General features: G+C 66.7%; 20 protein-coding genes and 1 tRNA gene. 14 read left to right on the forward strand and 7 right to left on the reverse strand.

All coding sequences use genetic code 11. The annotated features are described in order from the left end of the window. Nucleotides 1-3: 3 nt before the first annotated feature. The 3 genes from QM618_RS04055 (at nucleotide 4) to QM618_RS04065 (ending at nucleotide 5573) form a co-directional block, all read left to right on the forward strand. Entirely contained in the window at nucleotides 4-471 is a 468-nt protein-coding gene (locus QM618_RS04055) for a hypothetical protein (protein WP_428095178.1), read from the forward strand. Nucleotides 472-992: 521 nt separating this feature from the next. After that, nucleotides 993-4412 carry a beta strand repeat-containing protein gene (locus QM618_RS04060; protein ID WP_428095179.1) on the forward strand — a complete coding sequence of 1140 codons (3420 nt, stop codon included), beginning with the start codon at nucleotides 993-995 and terminating at the stop codon, nucleotides 4410-4412. A gap of 210 nt (nucleotides 4413-4622) precedes the next feature. Then, nucleotides 4623-5573: an FKBP-type peptidyl-prolyl cis-trans isomerase gene (locus QM618_RS04065; protein ID WP_428095180.1), complete on the forward strand. Its 951-nt coding sequence runs from the start codon at nucleotides 4623-4625 to the stop codon at nucleotides 5571-5573. Between the two features lie 95 nt (nucleotides 5574-5668). On the opposite strand, the gene QM618_RS04070 is transcribed toward QM618_RS04065, so the two are convergent. From QM618_RS04070 to ddaH, 4 genes are all read right to left on the reverse strand, one after another. Further along, nucleotides 5669-6901 carry an AI-2E family transporter gene (locus QM618_RS04070; protein WP_428095181.1) on the reverse strand — a complete coding sequence of 411 codons (1233 nt, stop codon included), beginning with the start codon at nucleotides 6899-6901 and terminating at the stop codon, nucleotides 5669-5671. Nucleotides 6902-6923: 22 nt separating this feature from the next. Then, complete coding sequence (locus QM618_RS04075) at nucleotides 6924-7529, reverse strand: HdeD family acid-resistance protein (protein WP_428095182.1); 606 nt, start codon at nucleotides 7527-7529, stop codon at nucleotides 6924-6926. A gap of 154 nt (nucleotides 7530-7683) precedes the next feature. Beyond that, the gene (locus QM618_RS04080; protein ID WP_428095183.1) at nucleotides 7684-8709 is read right to left on the reverse strand and encodes an ornithine cyclodeaminase; all 1026 of its coding nucleotides are present in this window, start codon (nucleotides 8707-8709) and stop codon (nucleotides 7684-7686) included. A 1-nt stretch (nucleotide 8710) separates the two neighbouring features. After that, the gene (gene ddaH / locus QM618_RS04085) at nucleotides 8711-9622 is read right to left on the reverse strand and encodes a dimethylargininase (protein WP_428095184.1); all 912 of its coding nucleotides are present in this window, start codon (nucleotides 9620-9622) and stop codon (nucleotides 8711-8713) included. A gap of 114 nt (nucleotides 9623-9736) precedes the next feature. Here ddaH and QM618_RS04090 point away from each other — a divergent pair, with 114 nt between their 5' ends. Then, nucleotides 9737-10180 (forward strand): Lrp/AsnC family transcriptional regulator, encoded by a 444-nt coding sequence (locus QM618_RS04090; RefSeq protein ID WP_428095185.1) that lies wholly within the window; start codon nucleotides 9737-9739, stop codon nucleotides 10178-10180. Nucleotides 10181-10391: 211 nt separating this feature from the next. Here the strand turns inward: QM618_RS04090 and QM618_RS04095 are convergent, their stop codons facing one another. Next, on the reverse strand, nucleotides 10392-11972 hold the full coding sequence (locus QM618_RS04095) for a dolichyl-phosphate-mannose--protein mannosyltransferase (protein WP_428095186.1): 1581 nt from the start codon (nucleotides 11970-11972) through the stop codon (nucleotides 10392-10394). A gap of 38 nt (nucleotides 11973-12010) precedes the next feature. Between QM618_RS04095 and rsmI the strand changes: the two genes are divergently transcribed. The 7 genes from rsmI to QM618_RS04130 all read left to right on the forward strand — a co-directional run bounded on the left by rsmI (nucleotide 12011) and on the right by QM618_RS04130 (nucleotide 19229). Further along, nucleotides 12011-12847, forward strand: coding sequence for a 16S rRNA (cytidine(1402)-2'-O)-methyltransferase (gene rsmI, locus QM618_RS04100; RefSeq protein ID WP_428095187.1), 837 nt, complete (start codon nucleotides 12011-12013; stop codon nucleotides 12845-12847). Continuing rightward, nucleotides 12844-13638 carry a D-alanyl-D-alanine carboxypeptidase family protein gene (locus QM618_RS04105; protein WP_428095188.1) on the forward strand — a complete coding sequence of 265 codons (795 nt, stop codon included), beginning with the start codon at nucleotides 12844-12846 and terminating at the stop codon, nucleotides 13636-13638. The genes rsmI and QM618_RS04105 overlap by 4 nt, the downstream gene beginning before the upstream one ends. 207 nt (nucleotides 13639-13845) lie before the next feature. Beyond that, nucleotides 13846-15636 carry a methionine--tRNA ligase gene (gene metG, locus QM618_RS04110; RefSeq protein WP_428095189.1) on the forward strand — a complete coding sequence of 597 codons (1791 nt, stop codon included), beginning with the start codon at nucleotides 13846-13848 and terminating at the stop codon, nucleotides 15634-15636. A 12-nt stretch (nucleotides 15637-15648) separates the two neighbouring features. Then, nucleotides 15649-16497 carry a TatD family hydrolase gene (locus tag QM618_RS04115; RefSeq protein WP_428095190.1) on the forward strand — a complete coding sequence of 283 codons (849 nt, stop codon included), beginning with the start codon at nucleotides 15649-15651 and terminating at the stop codon, nucleotides 16495-16497. A gap of 157 nt (nucleotides 16498-16654) precedes the next feature. Then, on the forward strand, nucleotides 16655-17422 hold the full coding sequence (locus QM618_RS04120; RefSeq protein WP_428095191.1) for a G5 domain-containing protein: 768 nt from the start codon (nucleotides 16655-16657) through the stop codon (nucleotides 17420-17422). Between the two features lie 3 nt (nucleotides 17423-17425). Continuing rightward, the gene (gene rsmA / locus QM618_RS04125; RefSeq protein ID WP_428095192.1) at nucleotides 17426-18286 is read left to right on the forward strand and encodes a 16S rRNA (adenine(1518)-N(6)/adenine(1519)-N(6))-dimethyltransferase RsmA; all 861 of its coding nucleotides are present in this window, start codon (nucleotides 17426-17428) and stop codon (nucleotides 18284-18286) included. Between the two features lie 4 nt (nucleotides 18287-18290). Next, nucleotides 18291-19229 (forward strand): 4-(cytidine 5'-diphospho)-2-C-methyl-D-erythritol kinase, encoded by a 939-nt coding sequence (locus QM618_RS04130; protein ID WP_428095193.1) that lies wholly within the window; start codon nucleotides 18291-18293, stop codon nucleotides 19227-19229. Between the two features lie 141 nt (nucleotides 19230-19370). Here QM618_RS04130 and mscL read toward each other — a convergent pair whose 3' ends face one another. Beyond that, nucleotides 19371-19799 (reverse strand): large conductance mechanosensitive channel protein MscL, encoded by a 429-nt coding sequence (mscL, locus tag QM618_RS04135; protein WP_428095194.1) that lies wholly within the window; start codon nucleotides 19797-19799, stop codon nucleotides 19371-19373. Nucleotides 19800-19808: 9 nt separating this feature from the next. Further along, nucleotides 19809-20441: a TetR/AcrR family transcriptional regulator gene (locus tag QM618_RS04140; RefSeq protein WP_428095334.1), complete on the reverse strand. Its 633-nt coding sequence runs from the start codon at nucleotides 20439-20441 to the stop codon at nucleotides 19809-19811. A gap of 100 nt (nucleotides 20442-20541) precedes the next feature. Here QM618_RS04140 and QM618_RS04145 point away from each other — a divergent pair. The 3 genes from QM618_RS04145 to QM618_RS04155 all read left to right on the forward strand — a co-directional run bounded on the left by QM618_RS04145 (nucleotide 20542) and on the right by QM618_RS04155 (nucleotide 23188). Then, nucleotides 20542-20613, forward strand: a tRNA-Gln gene (locus QM618_RS04145). A gap of 80 nt (nucleotides 20614-20693) precedes the next feature. Then, a complete protein-coding gene (gene glmU / locus QM618_RS04150; RefSeq protein ID WP_428095195.1) occupies nucleotides 20694-22211 on the forward strand; it encodes a bifunctional UDP-N-acetylglucosamine diphosphorylase/glucosamine-1-phosphate N-acetyltransferase GlmU in 1518 nt (505 codons plus the stop codon). Beyond that, a complete protein-coding gene (locus QM618_RS04155) occupies nucleotides 22208-23188 on the forward strand; it encodes a ribose-phosphate diphosphokinase (protein ID WP_428095196.1) in 981 nt (326 codons plus the stop codon). The genes glmU and QM618_RS04155 overlap by 4 nt, the downstream gene beginning before the upstream one ends. Nucleotides 23189-23191: the final 3 nt, after the last annotated feature.

Consider the following 23191-nt stretch of genomic DNA (forward strand, 5'->3'; position numbering starts at 1 on the left):
GCAATGCCACGTCTCACGGATCAGACCTACCTATCAAACTACGACGCCCTTCGGGACGAGTACTTGCGGGGTGGTCGGTCGTTCGCTCTGCTCGAGCCTCAGGAGCAGTGGGCGCTGTTCGACTTCTATCTGCACCATGAGCGGCACGGCCGCGAGGAGCTGTTGATCTACCGCCAGGAGATCACCGCGCTCAACCCGTCGCTGCCGCAGCAGGCTGGCAAGGCCTTCCGGCGCTGGCAACAAGTCAGAGAAACCGCGATCGCCAAAAGGCAGCAGGCGGGGCCGGTGAAGCGGCGCAACTCGACGGACTTCACGCTCGGTTTCCAAGTACGAGCGGAGCCGGACGTGCGGCTTCTCGCCCGCGCGGTCGTGCAGCTTGCGACGTATCTGGTCGAGCAGGAGAAAGCTCGTGCGGCTGCCGAATCCGAACCCCCAGCGCACGTAGACGATTCGCAATCGTCTGGGCGTTGAACCCGAGACGCTCACCTACTTCTACTCGCGAGTGGCCAGCCTCGTAGAGCGTCCTTGCCTGCTCCGCCTGATCCTTCGCCATGTTCCGTGGTCGCTGGGTGACGCCATGGCGCTCGAGGATCGCGACCACCGTTGAGCGGTGGAGCCCAAAGCTGCGTGCGACTTCATTCATCGTCTTGCCAGACGCGTAGGCCGAAACGACCTCCAATTGAGCCTCAGGGGACAGGTGGTGCTGGCGCTGAGGCACCTTGGTGGCCTCAACCGGGGGACAGGCCGGCGCCGCGGCTGGCTGCAACAGGGGTAGCCAATTCTTCGAGTCACACTCTGAGAGGTCCACCAAAGACACCCCGCTCTCCCCACGGAGGGCGGGGTGTTTTCTTTCGCCGGTGCGGGACCTGCCAGGCCGGACATGCCCGTGTGAAGTAGGCAACGCGGGCCTTGAGAAACGTTGCGTGCTCTCATAGCATCGCCGCTGGCGCCTCCCTGCGGTAGCGCTGAGGGCAGGGCGGAAAGAGGGAAACATGCACAGCTCAATCGCAACGTCGCGAGTGGGAGGCGTGCCGCGCATCCTCGCGCGCACGGTCACCATCGCAGTGGTCGCGGCGCTGGTCGCTGCCACCGGTACCGCGGCGCACGCAGACGACCGCACCACCACCGCTACCGCGAGTGTGGAGCCTGGCACGCTGACGGTCGACGTCGCGGGCACGGGCTACGAGGCAGACCTTCCCAATTCGAGCACCGGCCCGGCCGCTGGCGTGTACGTGGCGCTCATCGACGAGGGCGCTGAGGCATCCTCCGTTGGCATGGGCAGCGCCTCGTACGACGCGGCCTTCGTGGCGAACGCGGCCTTGAGCGAGGGGCTCTCCGCGACGCTCACCGCGAGCGCAAGCACTCTCCCCGCAGAGAGCGACTTCGAGGTGCTCGTGTGGTCCGCTCACGGCGTGGCCAACGACGACACCACGGTGGCTCGTGTGCCCGTGGAGATCACCGACACCCAGCGCGCGGAGCTGTTCTCCGCCGCACCAACGGTCGCTGGCATCGCCATGCCCGGCGAGACCCTCACCGCCACGGTCACGGGCGCGTGGGCTGAACTCTTTGACCTCACCTACCAGTGGTTCGCCAATGGCGTGGCGATCGACGATGCCGACGAGCTGACCCTGGCGCTCACCACCGCCCAACTGGACAAGACCATCACCTTCGCCGCCACGGCCACCCCGGAGGAGGGCGACCCGTTCACCGCCACCTCGAACCCCACGGCGAGGGTCTCGCGTGAAACCACTGCCACGGTGGCAAGCGTCACGAGCGGGCTTGTGGTGCACGTAGCTGGCGCAGATTACCTTGCCCCGCTTCCCCCGGGCACCGCCACCCAAAGCGGCCTCTACGCGGCGGTCATCGACGCGAACGCCGAACTCGCTGACATCACCATGGGCAGCGGCGGCCTCGGCACCATCTTTGTTCCCAACGTGGCGCTCGCGGGCGGCCTCAACTCCAACCTCGCGGCGATCCCCGCGAGCTCTCTGCAGGTGGACGGCGACTACGACGTCCTTATCTGGTCCGCTCACGGCAACCCCACCGCGGACACCGTGCTCGCGCGCGTGCCGTTGACGATCACAGACGCACAGCGTGCCGAGCTCTTCGCGGGCCTGCCCACGATCGCAGGTAACGCGATGACGGGCGAGGAGCTCACGGCCGCCCCCGGTGGCACCTGGGGCGAAGCCTTTGAGATCGAGTACCAGTGGTTCGCGGATGGCGTCGCCATCGCCGGCGCCGATGAGGACATCCTCGACCTCGACACCGCGCAACTGGGCAAGGCCATCACGGTCACCACCACGGTGCACCCCGTGGACGGCGCTGCCGTCGCGCGCACCTCTGCCGCCACAGGCCTCGTCACCCGCGGCACCTGGATCGCGGTCACCAACACCGCCAACGGGCTGACGCTCACCGTGACGGGCCGCGACTACAACACCGGCCTCCCGCTCCCCACCAACGGCGAGCCCCCGGCCGGCGTCTATGTTGCCTTGGTGCTGAGCACCACACCAAGTACGTCGGTCACCTCGCTGAACAACAACCTTGACGCCGAGTACCGCACCAACACCCAGAACGCGACCTCGCTCACCACCGTGTTGTCCACCCCCGCGACCTTGCTGAGCGCCTCTGCGAACTACGACATCCTCATCTGGTCCGCGCGGGGCAACCCCACCGCCACCACCGTCATCACCCGCATGCCCGTGACGCTCTCCGCAGATCAGCGCGCACAGATGGTCGCCACCACGCCAACGGTCACCGGCACCCTCCAGGTAGGCCGCACCCTCACCGCCTCTGCGGGAACGTGGGCCAACTCGGCGACGCTCACGTATCAGTGGCTCGCCGACGGCGCAGAGATCTCCGGCGCCACCGGCTCCACCTTTGTGCCCACCAAGGCGCAACTGGGCGCCAAGATCTCCGTCACCGCCACCTCGATTGGTGACCACCCCGTGTCCCGCACCTCGGCGCAGACCGCCGCGATTGGCCGCAAGACCGCGGTGGCGGTGCTCAACACCACTCAGGGCCTCACACTCTTGGTCTCTGGGCAGGACTACACCACCCTTCCCAACGCGAGCAGCGGCCAGCCCGCCGCCGGCGTCTACGCCGTGCTCATCGACGCGGGCACCAACATCTCCGCTGTCACGATCGGCGCCAGCCAAGACGGCGCCACGTTCGTGCCTCTCGCAAGCGTCATCGACGGCGACTTCGTCGCGGGCCTCACCGCATCTCCCGCGCGGCTCCAAGCGGCCAGCAACTACGAGGTCATCGTGTGGAGCGCCCACGGCAGCCCCACCGCCTCCAACCTCCTTGCCCGCATCCCCGTGACCCTCACGGCCGCGCAGCGCTCGGGCATGGTCGCGACCACGCCCACAATCGTGGGCTCCGCGCAGGTGGGCGCGCCGCTGAGCGTGTCCACGGGCACGTGGGCCACCGACGACACGGCGTTCACCTACCAGTGGCTCGTAGACGGCTCGCCCGTCACGGGCGCCACGAACGCCACGTACGTCCCAACGGACGCCGCTATCGGCAAGGTCATCTCGGTGACCGTTACCGGTACCCCCGCGGGCGGCGTTGCTACCTCGCGCACGTCCGCGCCCACGTCCACGGTTCCCGGCGTGCTCGTGGCAGGCACCCCGGCTATCACGGGCACCGCCCAGGTGGGCTCCACGCTCACCGCCACCGCGGGCACCTGGACAGACGGCACCACCGTCACCTTCGAGTGGCTTCGCGACGGCGCGGTCATCAACGGCGCCACCGCCGCCACCTACACCCTGACTCTCGCGGACCAAGGCGCGCTCATCACCGTGCGCGTGGTGGGCAGCAAGGTCAACTTCGCCACAGCGTCGGCCCTTTCCCAGCCAACCACCGCGGTACTTGGCAACCTCACGGATACCCCTGTGCCCACGATCAGCGGCACCGCCCAGGTGGGCAAGGTGCTCACGGCAAGCGCGGGAACATGGGACGCGGGCACCACACTCACGTACCAGTGGTACGCGAACGGCGCCACGATCTCGGGAGCAACGGCGGCCACGTACACGCCAACGTCGGGTGCCTACGCCAAGGTGATCACGGTCAAGGTGACGGGCACCAAGGCCGGTTACGCCACGGTCGCCAAGACGTCGGCAGGCACGGCAACGGTCAAGCTCGGCACGCTGGTGAAGGCGCCAACCCCCACGATCTCCGGCACCGCGAAGGTGGGCTACAAGCTCACCGCCAAGGTGGGCACGTGGGACACCGGCGTCACCAAGACGTACCAGTGGTACGCGAGCGGCAAGGCCATCAAGGGCGCCACCAAGTCCACGTACACGATCTCGAAGTCCTACAAAGGCAAGACCATCACGGTCAAGGTCACGGGCAAGAAGAGCGGCTACACCTCGGTGGCAAAGACCTCCAAGGCCACGGCAAAGGTCCGGTAACTTTCGCTCCCGCCACGGCCCGACGCTCACCCACCGTGGGCGGCGAGGCGCGGTTTCGCGTAGGTCGGCTAGGATTTTGGGGTTGCCTCACGCCAAAGGTCACAGTTTCCTAAGGACTTTGGCGGGGTGGGAACCTTCGGGGACGTTCATCGGTTAGCCCCGTGTGGCCCTGCCAGGGCCTGAACACATCACTATCTGAGAGATTTTCGCGTGAAGACCAAGTTGTCCGTGTCCATTGCCGCCGCGGCCGTTGCTGCGCTCGTGCTCGCAGGCTGCTCCTCCGCTGACGGCGACGCGTCGCCCTCGGCAACCGCATCCTCCGGGGACGCCGCGCAGGCGCAGGCAAACGCCGCCCTCGAGAAGGTCGAGTGGAGCGAAGACGCCGACGGCGTGCCTTCGCTGACCTTTGACCAGCCATTCTCCGTGGACACCACCGCGGTCCGCCTCATCAACGAGGGCGACGGCGATCCCATCGCCGAAGGCGACATCGCGCAGCTCGACTACACGATCACGTCCGGCGAGGACGGCAGCATCGCGTACTCGACGTACGCGAACGGAACTCCTGAGGCCGTGTCGCTCGTGGAGGGCCAGATTGACCCCTTGCTCATCGAGCTGCTCGATGGCGCCAAGGTGGGCACCGACTTCCTCTACGCAGCCGTTGACGCCTCCACCGACCCCGCGAGCACGGTCATCATGGCCGTCACCGTATCCGGCGTCGTCACCCCGCTCGACCGTGCCACCGGCGAGGCCGTGACGCCTCCCGCTGGCCTTCCCGTGGTCACGCTCGACGCCGACGGCAAGCCGTCCGTCGAGATCCCCGACACCGACCAGCCCACCGAGTTCGTTGCGCAGCCTCTCATCAAGGGCGACGGCGACGTGGTGGAAGAGGGCGACAACATCACCGTGAACTACAGCGGCTGGCTGTGGGACGGCACCCAGTTCGACTCCTCGTGGGAGCGAGGCAGCACCTTCACCACGGTGCTCTCCGACTCCTCCCTCATCGAGGGTTGGGTCAAGGGGCTCGCCGGCCAGACCGTTGGCTCCCAGGTGCTCCTGGTGATTCCGTCTGACCTCGCGTATGGGGACGAGGACTCCTCGGACGGCACCATCCCCGGTGGCTCCACCCTGGTGTTCGTGGTGGACATCCTCGCGACGTCCTAACCAACCCGTAGTGCGCAACGGCGCCGGCCCCCGACAGGGGACCGGCGCCGTTTGGCGTGCTGGGGGCCTAAGCCGTCCGCAGCGTCGGGCAGGCGCTACTTGCGCCAGAACTGCCAGCGAGCGTGCTCGCGAACGTCTACATCGGCGTCGTGACCGTCGCCAAGCTCCGGCCCGTCGAGGTCTTCGATGACCACCGCGTAGGTGCGGCCCGCGTTCTTGACGACAGCCGTGATCAGGGCGGCAATGGGGAGCGCCATGAAGGCGCCCATGGGGCCGGCGATCGCGCCGCCGGCCATAGCGCCGCCGAATGCGACGGCGCCGTTGAGCTCCATCGTCTGTGAGGAGAAGCGCGGGCTGAGCCAGTAGTTCTCGATCTGCTGGTAGATCAGCACCCATACCAAGAACAGCACCGCGGGTACGAGGCCCTGCACGGCGAGCATCAACAAGATGGGGATCGCGGCGCCGATGTAGGTGCCGATGAACGGGATGAACTCGCTCACGAAGCCCATGAACAGCGCCATGGGAATCGCATACACGAGCGGCATTCCGAGGATCACCATGACGACGAAGCCGAGGCTGCCGTTGACGATCATGAGCAACAAGCGCGAGTAGAAGTAGCCGCCGGTCTGCTCGATGGATTGGTCGGTGATCCAGCCGAACACGCGCTGGCGTTCCGGCGTCATGCGAGACGCGAGCGCTGCGCGAATGCGGGGGAAGTCCGCCGCAATGTAGAAGGTGAACGCGGCAATGGTGAAGACGTCAAAGATGAAGCCGATGCCGCTCGTCACCAGCCCAAAGGCGTTGCCAGCCCACGAGCCAAGGTGGGCGAGGAACTCGTCCGCGCTGTCTTGCACGCCGGGGCTGGTGATGACCGCACCGCCAAAGGTGTCCGTTGTCCAGGCGTTGAGATCCGCTATCCACCCGGACATACTCTCTTGGACCTGGTCAGCGAACTCCACGATGGCGGGGATCAGCACCGCCACAAGCAGAATCACGGTCACCGCGGCCATGAGATACACGATCCCCACCGCGGCCCCGCGCCGCATCCCGTACTTGCGGTGCAGCGAGTTCACGCCGGGCACGATGGCGAGCGCAAAGAACGTCGAGATCACGAGGATTCCCAGCAGGTGCCGCAACTGCAGCACCATCAGCACCCCAAGTGCGGTGAGGGCCCCCACCACCACGATGCGGCGCAACACCATCCACGTGAAGTGGCTGTACCAGGCGGCGTGCTCGGGTTCGCTGATCTTCTTGTCGGACACCCACAGGCGCGCGGCGAGTGCGACTTCCGTGGGGACCTCGTCCTGCTCCTCGGTCTTGTCGCTCATCGCCGCGCCCTTGGGCCCCGGCCTACGCCGCGGCCTTGGCGTCCTTGCCAAAGGTGAAGGCGCGCACTACGCCGACCACGCCGAGGATGCACAGCGTGATGCCCGCGAGCATTGCGAACGCAAGAGCGGTGATGCCGGGCCACGCGAGCACCACGATGCCCGCGAGGATCGAGAAAATGCCGAACGCGACTCCCCAGCCGCCGCCGTTTCCGCGGCCAGATTCCACGAACGCCATGATGCCGTCCACGATCCAGCCGATGCCGAGCGCGATCACCGCGATGAGCACAAGTACGGCCGCGGAGGCGTCAAGGTTGCGCATCACGATGATGCCCGCGGCCAACACGATGAGGCCAAGCAGAAGGCCAAGGATGCGGTGACCTGCGCTCAGTCCACGGCTGAAGATCGACAGCGCAAGGCGCGCAATGCCAGCGATGACGAAGTAGATACCCACGAGTGCGGCGGCCACAACGACGGTGCGGCCGGGCCACACGAGTAGTGCGATTCCTAGCCCAAGCGCCAGGATGCCAACGAGCCCAAAGGCCGCGCGGACGGCGTTGATCGCGCTCTTGTCGAGGGACGCGGCGTCGAGCTCAAAGACATCGACGCTCACGGTGTTTGTGCTGGCCATGGGATTCCTCCTACCTGAGCCCGCGCTCCAGCGCGCGGGTCTTCAGCACAAACGCTAGCGGCTTTTGCCGCGTTAGCCGGTAGGCAACGGCCCGACGCTGTGGCTGGTACTGCGACTACGCGCAGCATGACGCGACTACACGCAGCATGACGCACTACGCAGTGACCGGCAGGTTCTCGTTGACGAGCGAGTAGAGATCCTTGGGGTTGGTTGGGGCGACGAGGAGGTCGACGTCCGCGACGTCGGCATCGAGCGTGTCCCTGAGGTAGCACAGCGCGGAGAAGTCCTCGATGGCGAATCCCACGGAATCGAAAACCGTGATCTCTTCGTCCGAGAGCCTTCCCGCTGCCTCGCGGCGAACCACGCGCCACAGCTCGGTGACCTCGTGGCCCTCTGGGAGGTGCTGAATCTCGCCCTCAATGCGGGTCTGCGGCTCGTACTCCACGAAGATGCGAGCGCGACGCAGGATGCTCGTCTCGAGCTCCGTCTTCCCCGGGCAGTCTCCACCGATCGCGTTGATGTGCATGCCTGGGGTGACCATGGCGTTGGTCAGAACGGTCGCGAGCGTCTTGTCCGCGGTGCAGGTGGTGACGATGTCGGCGCCCTGGGTGGCGTCCGCGGCGCTCGAGGCGACACGCACGTCGAAGCCCAAGCCCGTGAGATTGCGCTCCGCCTTGACGAGCGCCTCCGGATCCGTGTCCCACAGCGCGAGGTCGTTGATGCCAAGTAGCGCGCGGAACCCGAGCGACTGGAACTCCGACTGGCTGCCGGTGCCGATCAGCGCCATGCGCCGTGCGTCGCGGCGTGCAAGGTGCTTGGCAGCCATCGCCGAGGTGGCTGCGGTGCGCAGCGCGGTGAGCATGGTCATCTCGCTGATGAGCAGCGGGTAGCCGGTCTCAACGTCGGAGAGGATGCCAAGCGCCACCACGGTCTGCAGGCCGCGGCTGGGGTTAATCGGGTGGCCATTGACGTACTTGACGCCGTAGAGCTCGCCGTTGGAGGTAGGCATGAGTTCGATGACGCCATTGGGGGAGTGGTCGGCGACGCGGGGGCGCTTGTCGAACTTCTCCCAGTTGGCGAAGTCGGCCTCTACCTGGGCGGCCATGCCCGCGATGCGTGCCTCGGCGCCGGACGAGGCGATCCACCGCGCCATGCGCGGAACGTCAACAACGTGGACCATGTCAGTCTCCTTCGTTCTCGGAGAAGCGCAGCGCGAGCGTGCAGCACTTGACGCCGCCGCCGCCCTTGAGCAGCTCAGAGAGGTTCACACCAACGGGGTTGAAGCCGCGCTCGCGCAGTGCCTCGGCGAAGCGTTCCGCGCGCGCGGGCATGATGACGTCGCGGCCGTTGCTGACGATATTGAGGCCAAGCATCGCGGCCTCGTCCTCGTCCACGATGATCGCGTTGGGGTAGCGGCGCTCGAGTTCCGCGCGGGCGTCGGGGGAGAAGGCGCTCGGGAGATAGGCGATCTGCTCGTGGCCAGGGCGGGCATCAAGCACCGCGAGCGCGGTGTCGAGGTGGTAGTACTCGGGGCGCGCGAGCACGAGCGTCACAACCTCGCGGTTGAACACCTCTGCGAGCTCGCGGTGGCTCGCGAGTGTGGAGCGGAACCCGGTGCCGGCGAGGATGACGTCGCCCACCACGAGGAAGTCACCTTCGCCCTCGTTGACCGCGGTTGCCTCAACCACGCGGAAGCCGTGGTCGCGGAGCCACGCGGCGTACGCGTCGCCCTCAGGCTGACGCTCAGGGAAGCGGAATGACGCGGTGTAGGCGATGGAATCCACCACGGTGGCGCCGTTTGCCGCATAGACCATGTCAGGCAACCCCTCGACGGGATCGATTTCGTGCACGACAATGCCTAGGTCGGTGTACGTGTTCCTGAGTTCGTTCCATTGCTCGACGGCTAGCGCGGTGTCCGTGGGGACCGTGGGGTCCATCCACGGATTGATCGCGTAGAGGACGTCGAAGTACCTGGGGCTGCACATGAGCACGGTGGTGGGAACCGGCGTGCGCTCAGCGGTGGCGGTAGCGATACCGGTGGCAAGGGCCGACGATGAGGCGGCATGGGCGTCAATGGCGTGGGGACTCGTCATGGGCCAAGCATGACAGCGAATCCATGCAAGGTGTTGTCCAATTGTTGGCGATTATTGTGAAGTTTGCTACCCTGGCGCAAGATTCAGGTGTTGGTGGCGAAAGAGAGGCACGCAATGAGCGTTGACGAACTCGACCGCAGGCTCATCGAATTGTTGCGTGGCGATGGCCGCGCCACCTTCGCGGACCTGGGCCAGCGCGTGGGGCTTTCGGCCTCCGCAGTGAAGCGTCGCGTGGACCGCCTCGTGGCCACCGGAGTCATCCGCGGGTTCGGCGTCGTGGTGGATCCGGACGTGGACGGACGCGATACCGAGGCTTACGTTGAGCTCTTCTGCCGCGGCACTGTGGCGCCCGGTGAGCTCACCCGAATCCTCGTTGAGATCCCCGATGTCGTCGAGGCGTGGACCGTCACGGGCAACGCGGATGCCATTGTGCGGATTCGTGCGCGCGACATCGCGAGCCTCGAGATCGCCCTCGAGCGAGTGCGGCTCGCCCCCCAAGTGGACTCCACGCGGTCAGCAATCGTGCTGTCGCGGCTCATCGAGCGCAGGGACTCGTAGTTCCCGCCCCCCCATCTCACCTGAATGTGTGTCTCAGGTACAGATCCTGGAGTGCCGCCGCTCCTATGTGTGTCTCAGGTACATCCGACTCCTGCGATCCTGCGCGCGAGCTCTCGCCAGCGAAACGTACCTCAGCGACATCCAGGAGAGGTGATCGTGCAGAATCCGTACCTGAGCGCACACCTGGGTTCGCGCGTGTGCCAGCGCCCGCCTAGATCCACCCGATCTTGAACCGGTCCCCAAACGTGATGTTGGGGATCCACATGTGCATCTGCCAGTACTCATACGGAATGGGCGTCCCCGTCCACAACGGCAAGAAGAACCCGGCGAAGATCAAGCACACGCCAAGGAACGCACTCACCGCCATGACCCCGCCACGCGAGTAGCGAGCGGCGCCCTCCCTGCCGGCCAGAGCGTCGGGCAGTGCTATTCGTCTGAGCGCCCAGGTGAGCGTCAGGATCAGGAACGGCGCGAACGCCACGGAGTAGAACGTGAAGATTGTGCGGTACGAGTACGGCAACCACACCGCCCACCCCGCGAGCACGCCGATCGAGACCGTGAGCGCCATGAGGTCGAGGTGGCGCACCACGCGCCAGAGCGCGAACACCAAGGCGGCCGCGGCGGCCCACCAGATGAACGGGTGGCCAAGTGCGGTCACGGCGCTCACGCAGCGCGAGGCGCCGCAGTCCACGCCGTCGACATCGCGGAAGTGGAACGCCGTTGGGCGCAACTGCAGCAGCCACGTGTACGGGCTGGACTGGTAGTTGTGCGGGGACACGAGCGAGGTGTGGAAGTCCCACATCTGGCGGTGATAGTGCGCGAGCGAGCGCAGCGGCTCGGGGAGCCACATCACGCCCTCGCCGGGATGATCCTGAGCCCAGTTGCGTGCCCACGAGCCGCTCGTCGCAAACCAGTTCCACCAGGTGGCGATGTACACCGCGAGCATGAGGGCGATGGACCCGATCGCGGTGGGAATCGCCCGCACGCCAGCGCCGAGGAACCAGCGCTCGAATCCTGCGCGGCGCCTGTCCGCCCAATCGAAGATGACGGACAGGATGAGGAACGCTGCCGCGAAGTACATTCCGGACCACTTGGTGCCGATCGCGAGCCCAAGCATCACCACGGCGAGCCAGCGCCACCAGTGAATGCCGGTGCGGGGTCCCCAACCGGGAATGGGTTCGTAGGGATCCAGGCCAAGCCGTTGCCGTTCCGCTGCTGCTGTGGCGAACACCCGCCGTTTCATCCGTGCGCGATCCGCGAGGATCAGGGCGAATGCCGCGGTCACGAAGAACGCGAGGAAGTTGTCCAGCAGTGCTGTGCGGGACAGCACAATCGACATGCCGTCGATCGCGATGAGGATGCCGGCGACGCCTCCCCACAGCGTGGAGCGGAACAGGTGGCGCGCGATCAGCGCAACGATGATGCACGTGGCAACGCCAAGGATCGCGGTGCTGAACCGCCACCCAAAGGGGTTGTTGCCAAACGTCTTCATACCAGCGGCGATGAGGAGCTTGCCCACCATGGGGTGAACCACGAAGTCCCCCGTGCTTGCGAGGCCCGAATAGTCGCCCTGCTCGTACCAGTCGTTGTCCCCGGTCCAGTCGGCCTCGTAGCCGTAGTGGAGCAGCGAATAAGCGCCGCGCACGTAGAAGACCTCGTCGAACACGAGCGCCCTGGGGAAGGACAGTCCGCCAAAGCGAAGCACCGCTGCGACCACGCCAACGATCGACACCATGATCGTCACGCGCCAACGCCACAGCCACTCCCAGCGCGTAGCGTCCGTATTCAGCACATGCGAAGCCTAATGCGCGCATGTGTCACGCTTGCCACATGACAGGACGCATCGTGGTGGCGGGAACGCCCATCGGCAACCTCGGCGATGCGTCCGACCGCTTGCGGGATGCGCTCTCAGCCGCCGACATCGTGGCGGCAGAGGACACGCGCCGCACCCTCGATTTGGCGCGTGGGCTTGGCATCACGATCGGCGGGCGCCTCGTTGCGCTGCACGATCACAACGAGCGCTCGCGGGCCGACGCCGTGGTCGCCGAAGCCGCTGGCGGCGCCTTTGTCTTGCTTGTGTCCGACGCTGGCATGCCTACCGTGTCGGACCCAGGTTTTCGCGTGGTTGAGGCCGCGGTTGCGGCTGGCGTGGAGGTCACGGTGCTGCCAGGACCGAGCGCGGTGCTCGCCGCGCTGGCCGTGAGTGGGCTTCCCACGGATCGCTTCACCTTCGAGGGGTTCCTGCCGCGTAAGGCCGGTGAGCGCTCGCGAGCGCTCACCGCGCTCGCGAGCGAGCCGCGCACCCTGATCTTCTTTGAGGCGCCGCACCGGCTCGCGGAGTCACTCGACGCGATGGTCGCGGCATTTGGCGCCGGGCGCCGCGCCGCCGTGAGCCGCGAGCTCACCAAGACCTTTGAGGAGACCAAACGCGGCACTCTCGCAGACCTTGCCGCGTGGGCCGCGGACGGCGTGAAGGGAGAGATCGTCGTGTGTGTTGCTGGCGCAACCCCCACCGCCCTCAGCCTTGACGACGCCCTTGCCGAGGCCGTCGGGCGGGTGAAAACCGGCGAGCGCGCCAAGGAGGTGGCGGCCGATCTTGCCCCGCTTGCTGGGGTGCCGGCGCGCGAGCTCTATGCGGCGATCGTGGCGGCAAAGGGCCGCGAATGAGCGGAGTGTGGCGGTGGTTTGCTGCGGGGTTGCTTGCCGTGGGATGCGCGGTGGCCGGGGTGTTTGTGGCGTCACTCGTGCAGCCGCGGGACCAGGCAACACCCCAGGCAAAGCCCGTGATTGTGGCCGTAACCACCACCGCCACGGCACGGCCGAGCGCGTCGCCGGCACCCGTGGTGTCCGCACCGGGGCTCAACCTCTCCGAGCATTCGATCGACGATCCAACGTCCGTGTGGGTGGTGGTGAACAAGCTGCGTCCGCTCGATCCGCTCGAGTTCTCGCCCGATGACCTCACCAACCTCTCCGTGCCAGGCGGCGGGCAGCTCACCTCCGAGGCGGCGAAGGCGCTCACGAAGATGTACGCGGCTGCGCGCGACGATGGCGCGGGATTTGGCGCGTCGACGGCGTACCGCTCGTACAACTTCCAGAAGGGGCTGTTCGCTCAGTACGTGGCCTCGGACGGGGTAACAAAGGCGGAGACGTTCTCCGCGCGGGCCGGATTCTCTGAGCACCAGACGGGCCTCGCGCTCGACATCTACGACCTCTCCGCAGGGTGTGGCCTCAAGAAGTGCTTCGCGGATACCAAGGCGGGCAAGTGGCTCGTGAAGCACGCCGCCGACTACGGGTTCATCGAGCGCTACCAAGACGGCCAGACGGACATCACGGGCTACAAGTGGGAGCCGTGGCACTGGCGATACGTCGGCGTGGACTTGGCGCAGTACATGAGGGACCAGGACATTGCGACCCTCGAGGAGGTCTTTGACCTCCCGGCAGCCCCGGACTACGACTAACCCCCTGAGCACCCCTCCACACAACGCGAATGCCTCTCCACACAAACAGGCGAGTCTCGACGAGTTTGTGTGCTCAACGGAACTACGGCGAGTCGCTGACTGACAAGTTTTGTGTGGAGAGGCATTCGCGTTGTGTGGAGAGGCGATCGCGGCGCGGGGGTGGCCTTGGCGTCTGGTCGCCGAGCACGCGGCCCTAGGATTGTGCGCATGTCCCGCATCCTCTCTGCTGTTGCGTGGCCGTATGCGAACGGCCCACGGCACATCGGTCACGTCGCCGGATTCGGCGTTCCCTCCGACGTTTTCAGCAGGTACATGCGCATGGCGGGCCACGACGTTCTCATGGTGTCCGGCACCGACGAGCACGGCACGCCCATCCTGGTGCAGGCCGAGAACGAGGGAGTGAGCCCCCAAGAACTCGCGGACCGCTACAACCGCGTGATCGTCGAGGACCTCACCGCGCTCGGCCTTAGCTACGACCTCTTCACCCGCACCACCACCGGCAACCACTACAAGGTGGCGCAAGACCTGTTCAAGGCGGTGCACGCCAACGGCTACATGGTGGTGCAGACCACCCGCTCTGCGATCTCTCCCAGTACGGGAAGGACGCTCCCGGACCGCTACATCGAGGGCACGTGCCCCATCTGCGGCTACGACGGCGCTCGCGGCGACCAGTGCGACAACTGCGGCAACCAGCTAGACCCGATCGACCTCAAAAACCCGCGCAGCCGCATCAACGGCGAGACTCCGCAGTTCGTGGATCAGGAGCACTTCTTCCTTGACCTGCCGGCGCTCGCCCCGGCGATCGCTGACTGGCTCGGCGCGCGCGACGGCTGGCGCCCCAACGTCCTCAACTTCTCGCGCAACCTGCTCGCGGACGTGCGCCCACGCGCCATGACCCGCGACATCGACTGGGGAATCCCCGTGCCGCTCGAGGGTTGGGAGGACAACCCCAACAAGCGCCTTTACGTGTGGTTCGACGCCGTGATCGGCTACCTGAGCGCATCGATCGAGTGGGCGCGCCGCTCGGGAGAGCCCGACGCGTGGCGCGAGTGGTGGAACAACCCGGAGTCCAAGTCCTACTACTTCATGGGCAAGGACAACATCACGTTCCACTCGCAGATCTGGCCGGGCGAACTCATCGCGGCGAACGGCCGCGGATCCCGCGGAGGTGGCTTAAGCGAGTTCAAGGAGCTCAACCTTCCAACAGAGGTGGTCTCGAGCGAGTTCCTCACCATGGAGTCTGCCAAGTTCTCCTCGAGCCGCGGCCACGTCATCTACGTGCGTGACATGCTCTCCCGCTACCAGCCGGACGCCCTCCGCTACTTCATTGCGGTGGCCGGCCCTGAAACGAGCGACGCCGACTTCACGTGGAGCGAGTTCAAGCGCCGCACCAACGATGAGCTCGTCGCGGGCTGGGGCAACCTCGTCAACCGCACGGCCTCGCTGCTGCACAAGAACGTGGGCACGGTGCCTGCCCTGGAGAATCTGACGGACCAGGACAGGGCCGCGCTCGCCGCCTCCGAGCAAGGCTTCGCCACGGTGGGCGCCTTGGTGGGGAGCCAGCGCCAGCGCCACGGAGTGGCCGAGGCGATGCGCGTGGTTGGCGACGCCAACAAGTACCTCGCGGACACCGCTCCCTGGAAGCTCAAGACCGAGGACCCTGAGCGCATGCGCACGGTGCTCGCCGTCGCCACCCAGCTCGTGAGCGACGCCAACACCATGCTCGCCCCGTTCCTCCCACACAGCGCTCAGCGCGTCCACGAGGCGATCGGCGGCACGGGCGAGATCGCTCCCATGCCGCAAATGACGGACGTCGACGACCTTGACCTCGAGGGCCGCCGCTACCCGATCATCCACGGCGATTACTCCGCGCAGCACGGCACATGGGGCCGCCGCCCCATCGCCACCGGCGCCGAGGTTCCCGCCCCAAGCCCCGTGTTCACCAAACTCGACGACGACATCGTGGAGGCTGAACTCGAGCGCATGGCGAGCGAGTAGGCAAAGCCAGCCATGCCGTCGGGCGAATGGGCGCCTGCCCCGGAGCCGCTACCGGCGCCGGTGGTAGACAACCACACCCACCTGGACTGGGAGCAGGCGGAGAACCCCCGCACCACCGCGCAGCTGCTGCGGGAAGCGGCCGACGCTGGGGTCACCAAAGTGGTGCAGATCGGTTGCGATGTGGGGGCTGCCCGGTGGACCGTGGCGGCGATCGACGAGCATCCGGCGATGGTTGGGGGAGTGGCGCTGCACCCAAACGACGCGGCGCGGCATGCGCTCGGCACGCACGCCTCGGGGCTGACGTACGAGGACGCATTCGCGCAGATCGCCGAGCTTGCTCGCCACCCACGGATCAGGGTGATTGGCGAGACGGGGCTTGACCGATTCCGCACCGGGTCGGAGGGGATTGAGGCTCAGGAACGAGCCTTCCGCGATCACCTGGCGCTTGCCCGCGAGCTGGACCTGCCCGTGCAGATTCACGATCGCGACGCCCACGCGGACGTGCTGCGCGTGGTGGACGCGGACACGGCCCCGCGCGCCGTGATCATGCACTGTTTCAGCGGTGACGCGGGCTTTGCGCGAGAGTGCCTCGACCGCGGCTGGTACCTGAGTTTCGCGGGGACGGTGACGTTCAAGAACGCGCCCGGGTTGCGCGAGGCGGCGGCGCTGACGCCGCGGGACAGGCTGCTCGTGGAGACCGACGCGCCGTTCCTCACGCCCCACCCGCACCGCGGTGCGGTGAACGCTCCGGCGCAGGTTGCCACCACCGTGCGGACGCTCGCGCAGGCCCGTGGGGACGATTTGGACGCCCTGTGCGTTGATATTGCGGCCAACTCGGAGTCCCTCTATGGGCCCTGGTAAGTAGGTGCGCAGGTGTGGTTGATGCCACATTTGGGACCTCTTCAGTTGGCGCCACCCCCCACCGATGTGAGATAAAGACAACTGGATTACGCGCGCGCGACTGGCGAGGTCGCGCGCCAACGTGAGGAACCACTTGAGCTACCGACGCACTGCGCCAATGCCTGGCGGCCGCCGTGACCGGCGTCACAGGGACGTTGCGCGCAACCGCCTGACGCGCCAACTCGGCGTGACGTTCGCCGTTGTGGCGTTCGCTGCGGGTTCGTTCGCGTCTGCGGCCGCGGACACCATCACGGGCTCGGCGAAGCAGGCCCAGGCGTCCACCGACCAGCTGGTGAACAAGGTAGCCGCCGAGGACGTCGATGTCACCACGGCGACGGTGACCGAAGAGGTCACCCTCAAGCCGGATGAGGTGGTCAAGAAGGATCCCACCGCGTTCAAGGGCGAGAAGAAGGTGCTCGAAGAGGGCGAGGCCGGCTCCCAGTTGGTCACCTACACGGTCACCTACGAGGACGGCGTTGAGGTTGCGCGCGAGCAAGAGCTCTCCGTGGTGGTGGAGCCTGCCACAGACAAGGTGATTTCCGTGGGAACACTGGTAATCCCCAAGACCACCGCCGCGCAGCAGGGCACCAACCGCGCCCTCGGCAAGCAAATGGCAGAGGACATCTACGGCTGGTCAGGCGACCAGTGGGCGTGCCTCGACAACCTGTGGAAGCGCGAGTCCGGCTGGCGCACCACCGCGGGCAACAAGTCCTCCGGCGCCTACGGCATCCCCCAGGCCCTCCCCGGCTCCAAGATGGCCAAGTACGGCGACGACTGGCGCACCAACCCCGCCACCCAGATCGAGTGGGGCCTCGCCTACGTCAAGGGCCGCTACGGCACCCCGTGCGGAGCCTGGCAGCACTTCCTCGACAAGAACTGGTACTGATCCTTGGTTGACCTTCTAGGTCCCACCGACATTCGCACGCTCGCCGAGTCGCTCGGCACCTCACCCACCAAACGCTGGGGCCAAAACTTCGTCGTCGACGCCGGCACCGTGCGGCGCATCGTGCGCATCGCTGGGGTGCAGCGGCCCGACGCTGGGGCTGAGCGGGCTTCCGTCGTTGAGGTAGGGCCAGGGCTGGGTTCGTTGACGCTCGCGTTGCTGGAAGCGGGCGCAGTGGTTACGGCCGTGGAGATTGATCCGAAGCTCGCGGCGGCCCTGCCGTCGACGGTGGCCGCGCGCGCTCCCGAAGATGCCGAACGGCTCACGGTGATCCACGCGGACGCGCTCACCGTGACCTCGCTCGATCCTCCGCCGTCGCTGCTCGTTGCCAACCTCCCGTACAACGTGTCCGTGCCGGTCATCCTGCACTTCCTCGAGACGTTCCCGACTCTGGAGCGCGTGCTGGTGATGGTGCAGTCAGAGGTCGCCGATCGTCTTGCCGCCCCTCCCGGATCTCGTACCTACGGCATCCCCTCGGCGAAGGCCGCCTGGTACTGCTCCGTGCGCAAGGCCGGAGAGGTGGGCCGCGCGGTGTTCTGGCCCGTGCCGCGCGTGGACAGTTCTCTTGTGCTGATGGAGCGCCGCAACCCGCCCGCCACCTCTGTCCCGCGCGAGCGGGTGTTCGCTGTGGTGGATGCGGCGTTCGCGCAGCGCCGGAAGGCGCTGCGCGGGGCACTCGCCGGGGTGTTTGGCTCACCCGCCGCGGCGGAGGCCGCGCTGCTGGCGTGTGGCTTTGATCCGCTGATCCGTGGCGAGCAGCTGCGGATCGAGGACTTTGCCGCCATCGCCGCCCATCTGCCAGGCTGAACCCATGAACGCAGAGCCCACTCCCCGTGAAGTCACGGTCAGGGCGCCTGCCAAGGTCAACCTGCAACTCGCCGTGGGTCCCGTCCACGAAGACGGCTACCACCCTCTCGCCACCGTGTTTCAAGCCGTAGATCTCTACGAGCTGGTGACCGCCCGCTCACGGGAAGACGGGCGCTTTACGGTGACCACAGGGTCGGGCAATGGCATTGACGTGAGCGGGGTGCCAGCCGACGACAGCAACCTCGCCATCCGTGCTGCGAGGGCCGTGGCGGAGGCGTACGGGCTCGACGAGGGCGCGGACCTCACCGTGGTCAAGGGCATTCCGGTGGCCGGAGGGATGGCCGGCGGCAGCGCTGATGCCGCAGCGGCGCTTGTGGCGTGCGCGGAGCTGTGGGAAACGGGCGCCTCGCGGCAGGAGCTCGCCGACATTGCGGCCACGCTCGGTTCCGATGTGCCCTTCGCGCTCGCCGGTCACACGGCTGTGGGGCTTGGGCGCGGCGATCGGCTCTCGCCCGCGATGACGCACGGGACGTTCCACTGGGTGTTCGCGACGCAGCGCCTTGGGCTGTCCACGAGAGCGGTCTATGAGGAGTTCGACGCCTACAGCGCGAACCTCGTCTTCCCCATGGGTGACCCCATCATCAGCGATTTCGTGATGCAGGCGCTCATCGCGGGCGATCCCAACGCGCTTGGGGCGGCGCTGATCAACGACCTGCAGGTGCCCGCGATTGGGCTGGCGCCGCATCTTCAAGACGTGATTGACGCGGCCGTAGCGGCCGACGCCTGCGGCGCGATCGTGTCCGGGTCCGGGCCCACCGTGGCGGCCCTTGCGCGCAACGCGCAACACGCGCTCGCGATTGCCGCGCACCTACGGGCGCTTGGCGTGGCAGATCAGGTGATCACTGCGTCCGGCCCGGCGCCGGGCGCCACAGTGCTCGCCTAACCCGATCACCCCTCCACACACGCGAAGTGCCCCTCCACACAAAGTGGGTCGAAATGACCCGAATCCGGGCCTCGGGGGCACGAAATCAGGGACTTTGTGTGGAGAGGCGATCGCGATGTGTGGAGGGGTGATCGGGGTGAGCTACTTCTCTTGAGCTTTGAGCGCGTCGCGGATTTCCGTGAGGAGCTCGATCTCCGTGGGGGAGACTGCCTCATCGGGGGCGGGCTCGTCCTTCGCCCGGCGCTCTGCGAGCTTGTTGAGCGGCGTGATCACGAGGAAGTAGATCACGGCAGCAACGGCAAGGAAGTAGATGAGTGCGTTGAGCACGAGGCCGATGCTGAAGTCCGCATTGTTGATGGTGAATGCACCCACCTTGGACAGATCGGTCTTGCCAAAGATCGCGGCGATAAGCGGGTTGATGAGCCCCTCAACAACCGAGTTGATGACCGCGGTGAACGCCGCACCAATGACGACCGCGACGGCCAGGTCAACAACGTTGCCGCGAGTGATGAAGTCTTTGAAGCCCTTGATCAAGGCGTTCTCCTCTCGAAGGCGCCCCAGCGGCGCCACACGAGCAGGCTAGCCGTCCTCGGGCTCCTCTGACAGGTCCGCGCCCTGCTCCTCGGGCATGACAGGGCTCTTCTCCATCGTCGACAGCCCGTTCCACGCAAGGTTCACCACGTGCGCGGCAACCACTTCCTTTGCTGGCTCGCGCACCTCGGCCCAGTGCTGGCCGGTGAGGGCCACCATCCCCACAAGCATCCGTGAGTAGATGGGCGCCACTGACGGATCAAGCCGACGGCGGCGGAACTGGGCGGCAAGCAAGCCTTCTACTTGGGTCGCCACATCACCGATGAGTGACGAGAACGTGCCAGTTGCCTGCGCCACGGGCGAATCGCGCACCAGAATGCGGAAGCCGTCAGGCGAACTCTCGATGTACTCAAACAGTTGCAGCGCCGCCCTCTCCACCATCTGGCGAGGGTGCGACGAGGTTGATAGCGCGTCGGTCAGAGCTCCCAACAGAGCGGACACCTCGCGGTCAACGATCACCGCGTAGATTCCCTCTTTTCCTCCAAAGTGTTCGTAGACCACGGGCTTGGAGACGTCGGCACGGGCGGCGATCTCCTCCACGGAAACGGACTCGAAGCCCTTCTCGGCGAACAGTGCGCGAGCGACGTCCAGCAACTGCTCCCGCCGCTCGCGAGCGGTCATGCGGGAGCGCGGAACGCGGCGCTGCTCAGTGGTCACGGTCTTAGTCTGCCGTGAATACTGGCAGACTTGCGCGCAGGCGCCGCCAACTGTGCGGCTACCTTCCGCTCTGGTGTAACGGCAGCATGCAGGCCTTTGGAGCCTTGCGGTACAGGTTCGAATCCTGTGGGCGGAGCGCTCCGGCGCCTCACGTGCCGCGTCTAGAATGGCGCTACAGCCAAGCACCGAGTTAACAGCGCACCGCAAGGGAGGACCGTGAGCGGTCAGCAGATTTCCGCCGTGATCATTCTCGCGGCGGGAGCGGGCACTCGGATGAACTCCGCGACTCCCAAGGTGCTGCACTCGATCGCCGGGCGCTCCCTGTTGCACCACGCGGTTGTTGCCGCAAACCACCTCGAGCCGAACCGCCTCGTCGTTGTGGTCCGCCACGAACGCGACGCGGTAGCCGCGGAGGCGACCGCTGTGTCGCCGGGCGTGCTCATCGCAGATCAAGACGACATCCCTGGCACGGGCCGCGCGGTGTATTGCGGGCTCAGCGTTCTCGATGCCACGGCGATGGCGGGCGTCGTCGCCGCGGGCACCACGGGTGCCCCTGCTCGCGATGTCAAGGCCGAGGGCATCGTCCTCGTCACGTCCGCCGACGTCCCGCTCGTCACCGGCGACCTGCTCGCGGCCCTCACAGCCGGCCACGGCGAAGGCGGCAACGCCGTCACGATGCTCACCGCTCGCGTGCCCAATCCCGGCGCCTACGGCCGCATCATCCGCGGCACCGATGGCGAGGTGCTCCGCATCGTCGAGGCCAAGGACGCCTCCGACGCGGAACTTGCGATCGACGAGATCAACGCCGGCATCTACGCCTTCGACGCCCACGCGCTGCGCACCGCGCTCGCGAGCGTTGGCCGGGACAACGCGCAGCGCGAGATGTACCTCACGGACGTGGTGGAGATTGTGCGGGAGGCAGGTGGGCGCGTTGGCGCCTTCGTAGCGCCTGACGCTGCGGCCACCGAAGGCGTCAACGATCGGGTTCAGCTCGCCGCGGCTGCCGCCACGCTCAACCGCGGCATCCTCGAGAAGTGGATGCGTGAAGGCGTCACGATCGTCGACCCCACCACCACGTGGATCGACGCCGACGTCACGCTCGAGCCCGACTCGGTGGTCTACCCAGGCACCCAACTGCTTGGTGCCACGTCGATTGCCACTGGCGCCAGCGTCGGGCCGGATACCACCCTCAAGGACGTTGAGGTGCGCGCCAATGCCAGGGTGATCCGCACCCATGGCGAGCTCGCCGTGATTGGCGAGGGCGCCACGGTGGGTCCGTTCTCGTACTTGCGGCCGGGCACAGTGCTTGGTGCGGACGGCAAGATTGGCGCGTTCGTGGAGACCAAGAACGCGATGATCGGCGCGCACACCAAGGTGCCGCACCTCAGCTACGTTGGCGACGCGACCATCGGCGAGCACACCAATATTGGCGCGGCCACGATCTTTGTGAACTACGACGGCGTGGGCAAGGCGCAGACGTCCGTGGGCAGCCACGTGCGAATCGGCTCCGACAACACGCTTATCGCGCCGCTGACAGTTGGCGATGGCGCCTACACGGGCGCGGGCGCGATCATCCGCAAGGACGTGCCGCCAGGCGCGATGGCTCGCAACTCGGCCCCCCAGCAGACCGTTGAGGGCTGGGTCGAGGCGCGCAGGCCGGGAACTGCGTCTGCGCAGGCCGCCCGCGCCGCACACGAACGTGACTCCTCCGCCGCCACCAAGGGAGACGCATGAACGCCGTAATCTCGAGCCCGAGTGAGCGCCAACTGGTGCTTGTTGCAGGGCGTGCCCACCCAGAGCTCGCGGAGGCGGTGGCGAAGGGTCTGGATATCGACCTGCTGCCAACCACCGCGTACACGTTCGCGAACGGCGAGCTGTACGTGCGCTTTGGGGAGAGCGTGCGCGGCACGGACTGCTTTGTGTTGCAGTCGCACGCGGCGCCCATCAACGAGGCGATCATGGAGCAGCTCATCATGGTGGACGCGCTCAAGCGCGCCTCTGCCCGCTCCATCACGGCGATCATGCCGTGCTACGGCTATGCGCGGCAGGACAAGAAGCACAAGGGCCGCGAGCCCATCAGCGCGCGCCTCATGGCGGACCTGTTCAAGACCGCGGGCGCCAACCGGATCATGTCGGTTGACCTGCACACGTCGCAGATCCAGGGCTTCTTCGACGGTCCCGTGGACCACCTGTGGGCGATGCCGATGCTCGCGCAGTATGTGCGCTCTCGCGTGGATCCTGGCAACCTCACGATCGTGTCCCCGGACGCGGGGCGCGTGCGCCTCGCGGACCAGTGGTCTGACCACATGGGGGCCCCGCTCGCGATCATCCACAAGCGCCGCGACCCCTCTGTGCCCAACCAGGTGAAGGTGCACGAGCTGGTTGGCCAGGTCGAGGGCCGTACGTGTGTGCTGGTAGACGACATGATCGACACCGGCGGCACCATCGTTCAGGCCGCGGAGGCGCTGTTCGAGAACGGGGCCAAGGACGTCATCGTGGCGTCAACGCACGGGCTTTTGTCTGGCCCCGCCGTGGATCGCTTGCGCGACTCCCGCATCTCCGAGGTCATCATCACGGACACCCTGCCCATCGACGACGACAAGCGCTTTGACACGCTCACTGTGCTGTCGATCGCCCCCCTCATCGCTCGCGCGGTGAAGGAGGTCTTCGACGACGGCTCGGTGACGAGCCTGTTCAACGGGAACGTGTAGGCC

Origin of the sequence: Demequina sp. (genome assembly GCF_049841215.1) — a bacterium.
Classification (GTDB): Bacteria; Actinomycetota; Actinomycetes; order Actinomycetales; family Demequinaceae; genus Demequina.

What these genes read in the sequence shown, in the direction of transcription:
- QM618_RS04115 (WP_428095190.1), top strand. Translation starts at nt 15,649, where the DNA reads ATGCCGTCGGGCGAATGGGCGCCTGCCCCGGAGCCGCTACCGGCGCCG.
- rsmI (WP_428095187.1), top strand. Translation starts at nt 12,011, where the DNA reads ATGACAGGACGCATCGTGGTGGCGGGAACGCCCATCGGCAACCTCGGC.
- QM618_RS04080 (WP_428095183.1), bottom strand. Translation starts at nt 8,709, where the DNA reads ATGGTCCACGTTGTTGACGTTCCGCGCATGGCGCGGTGGATCGCCTCG.
- QM618_RS04105 (WP_428095188.1), top strand. Translation starts at nt 12,844, where the DNA reads ATGAGCGGAGTGTGGCGGTGGTTTGCTGCGGGGTTGCTTGCCGTGGGA.
- ddaH (WP_428095184.1), bottom strand. Translation starts at nt 9,622, where the DNA reads ATGACGAGTCCCCACGCCATTGACGCCCATGCCGCCTCATCGTCGGCC.
- QM618_RS04055 (WP_428095178.1), top strand. Translation starts at nt 4, where the DNA reads ATGCCACGTCTCACGGATCAGACCTACCTATCAAACTACGACGCCCTT.
- QM618_RS04140 (WP_428095334.1), bottom strand. Translation starts at nt 20,441, where the DNA reads ATGACCGCTCGCGAGCGGCGGGAGCAGTTGCTGGACGTCGCTCGCGCA.
- metG (WP_428095189.1), top strand. Translation starts at nt 13,846, where the DNA reads ATGTCCCGCATCCTCTCTGCTGTTGCGTGGCCGTATGCGAACGGCCCA.
- QM618_RS04120 (WP_428095191.1), top strand. Translation starts at nt 16,655, where the DNA reads ATGCCTGGCGGCCGCCGTGACCGGCGTCACAGGGACGTTGCGCGCAAC.
- QM618_RS04075 (WP_428095182.1), bottom strand. Translation starts at nt 7,529, where the DNA reads ATGGCCAGCACAAACACCGTGAGCGTCGATGTCTTTGAGCTCGACGCC.
- QM618_RS04155 (WP_428095196.1), top strand. Translation starts at nt 22,208, where the DNA reads ATGAACGCCGTAATCTCGAGCCCGAGTGAGCGCCAACTGGTGCTTGTT.
- QM618_RS04090 (WP_428095185.1), top strand. Translation starts at nt 9,737, where the DNA reads ATGAGCGTTGACGAACTCGACCGCAGGCTCATCGAATTGTTGCGTGGC.
- QM618_RS04060 (WP_428095179.1), top strand. Translation starts at nt 993, where the DNA reads ATGCACAGCTCAATCGCAACGTCGCGAGTGGGAGGCGTGCCGCGCATC.
- QM618_RS04130 (WP_428095193.1), top strand. Translation starts at nt 18,291, where the DNA reads ATGAACGCAGAGCCCACTCCCCGTGAAGTCACGGTCAGGGCGCCTGCC.
- QM618_RS04070 (WP_428095181.1), bottom strand. Translation starts at nt 6,901, where the DNA reads ATGAGCGACAAGACCGAGGAGCAGGACGAGGTCCCCACGGAAGTCGCA.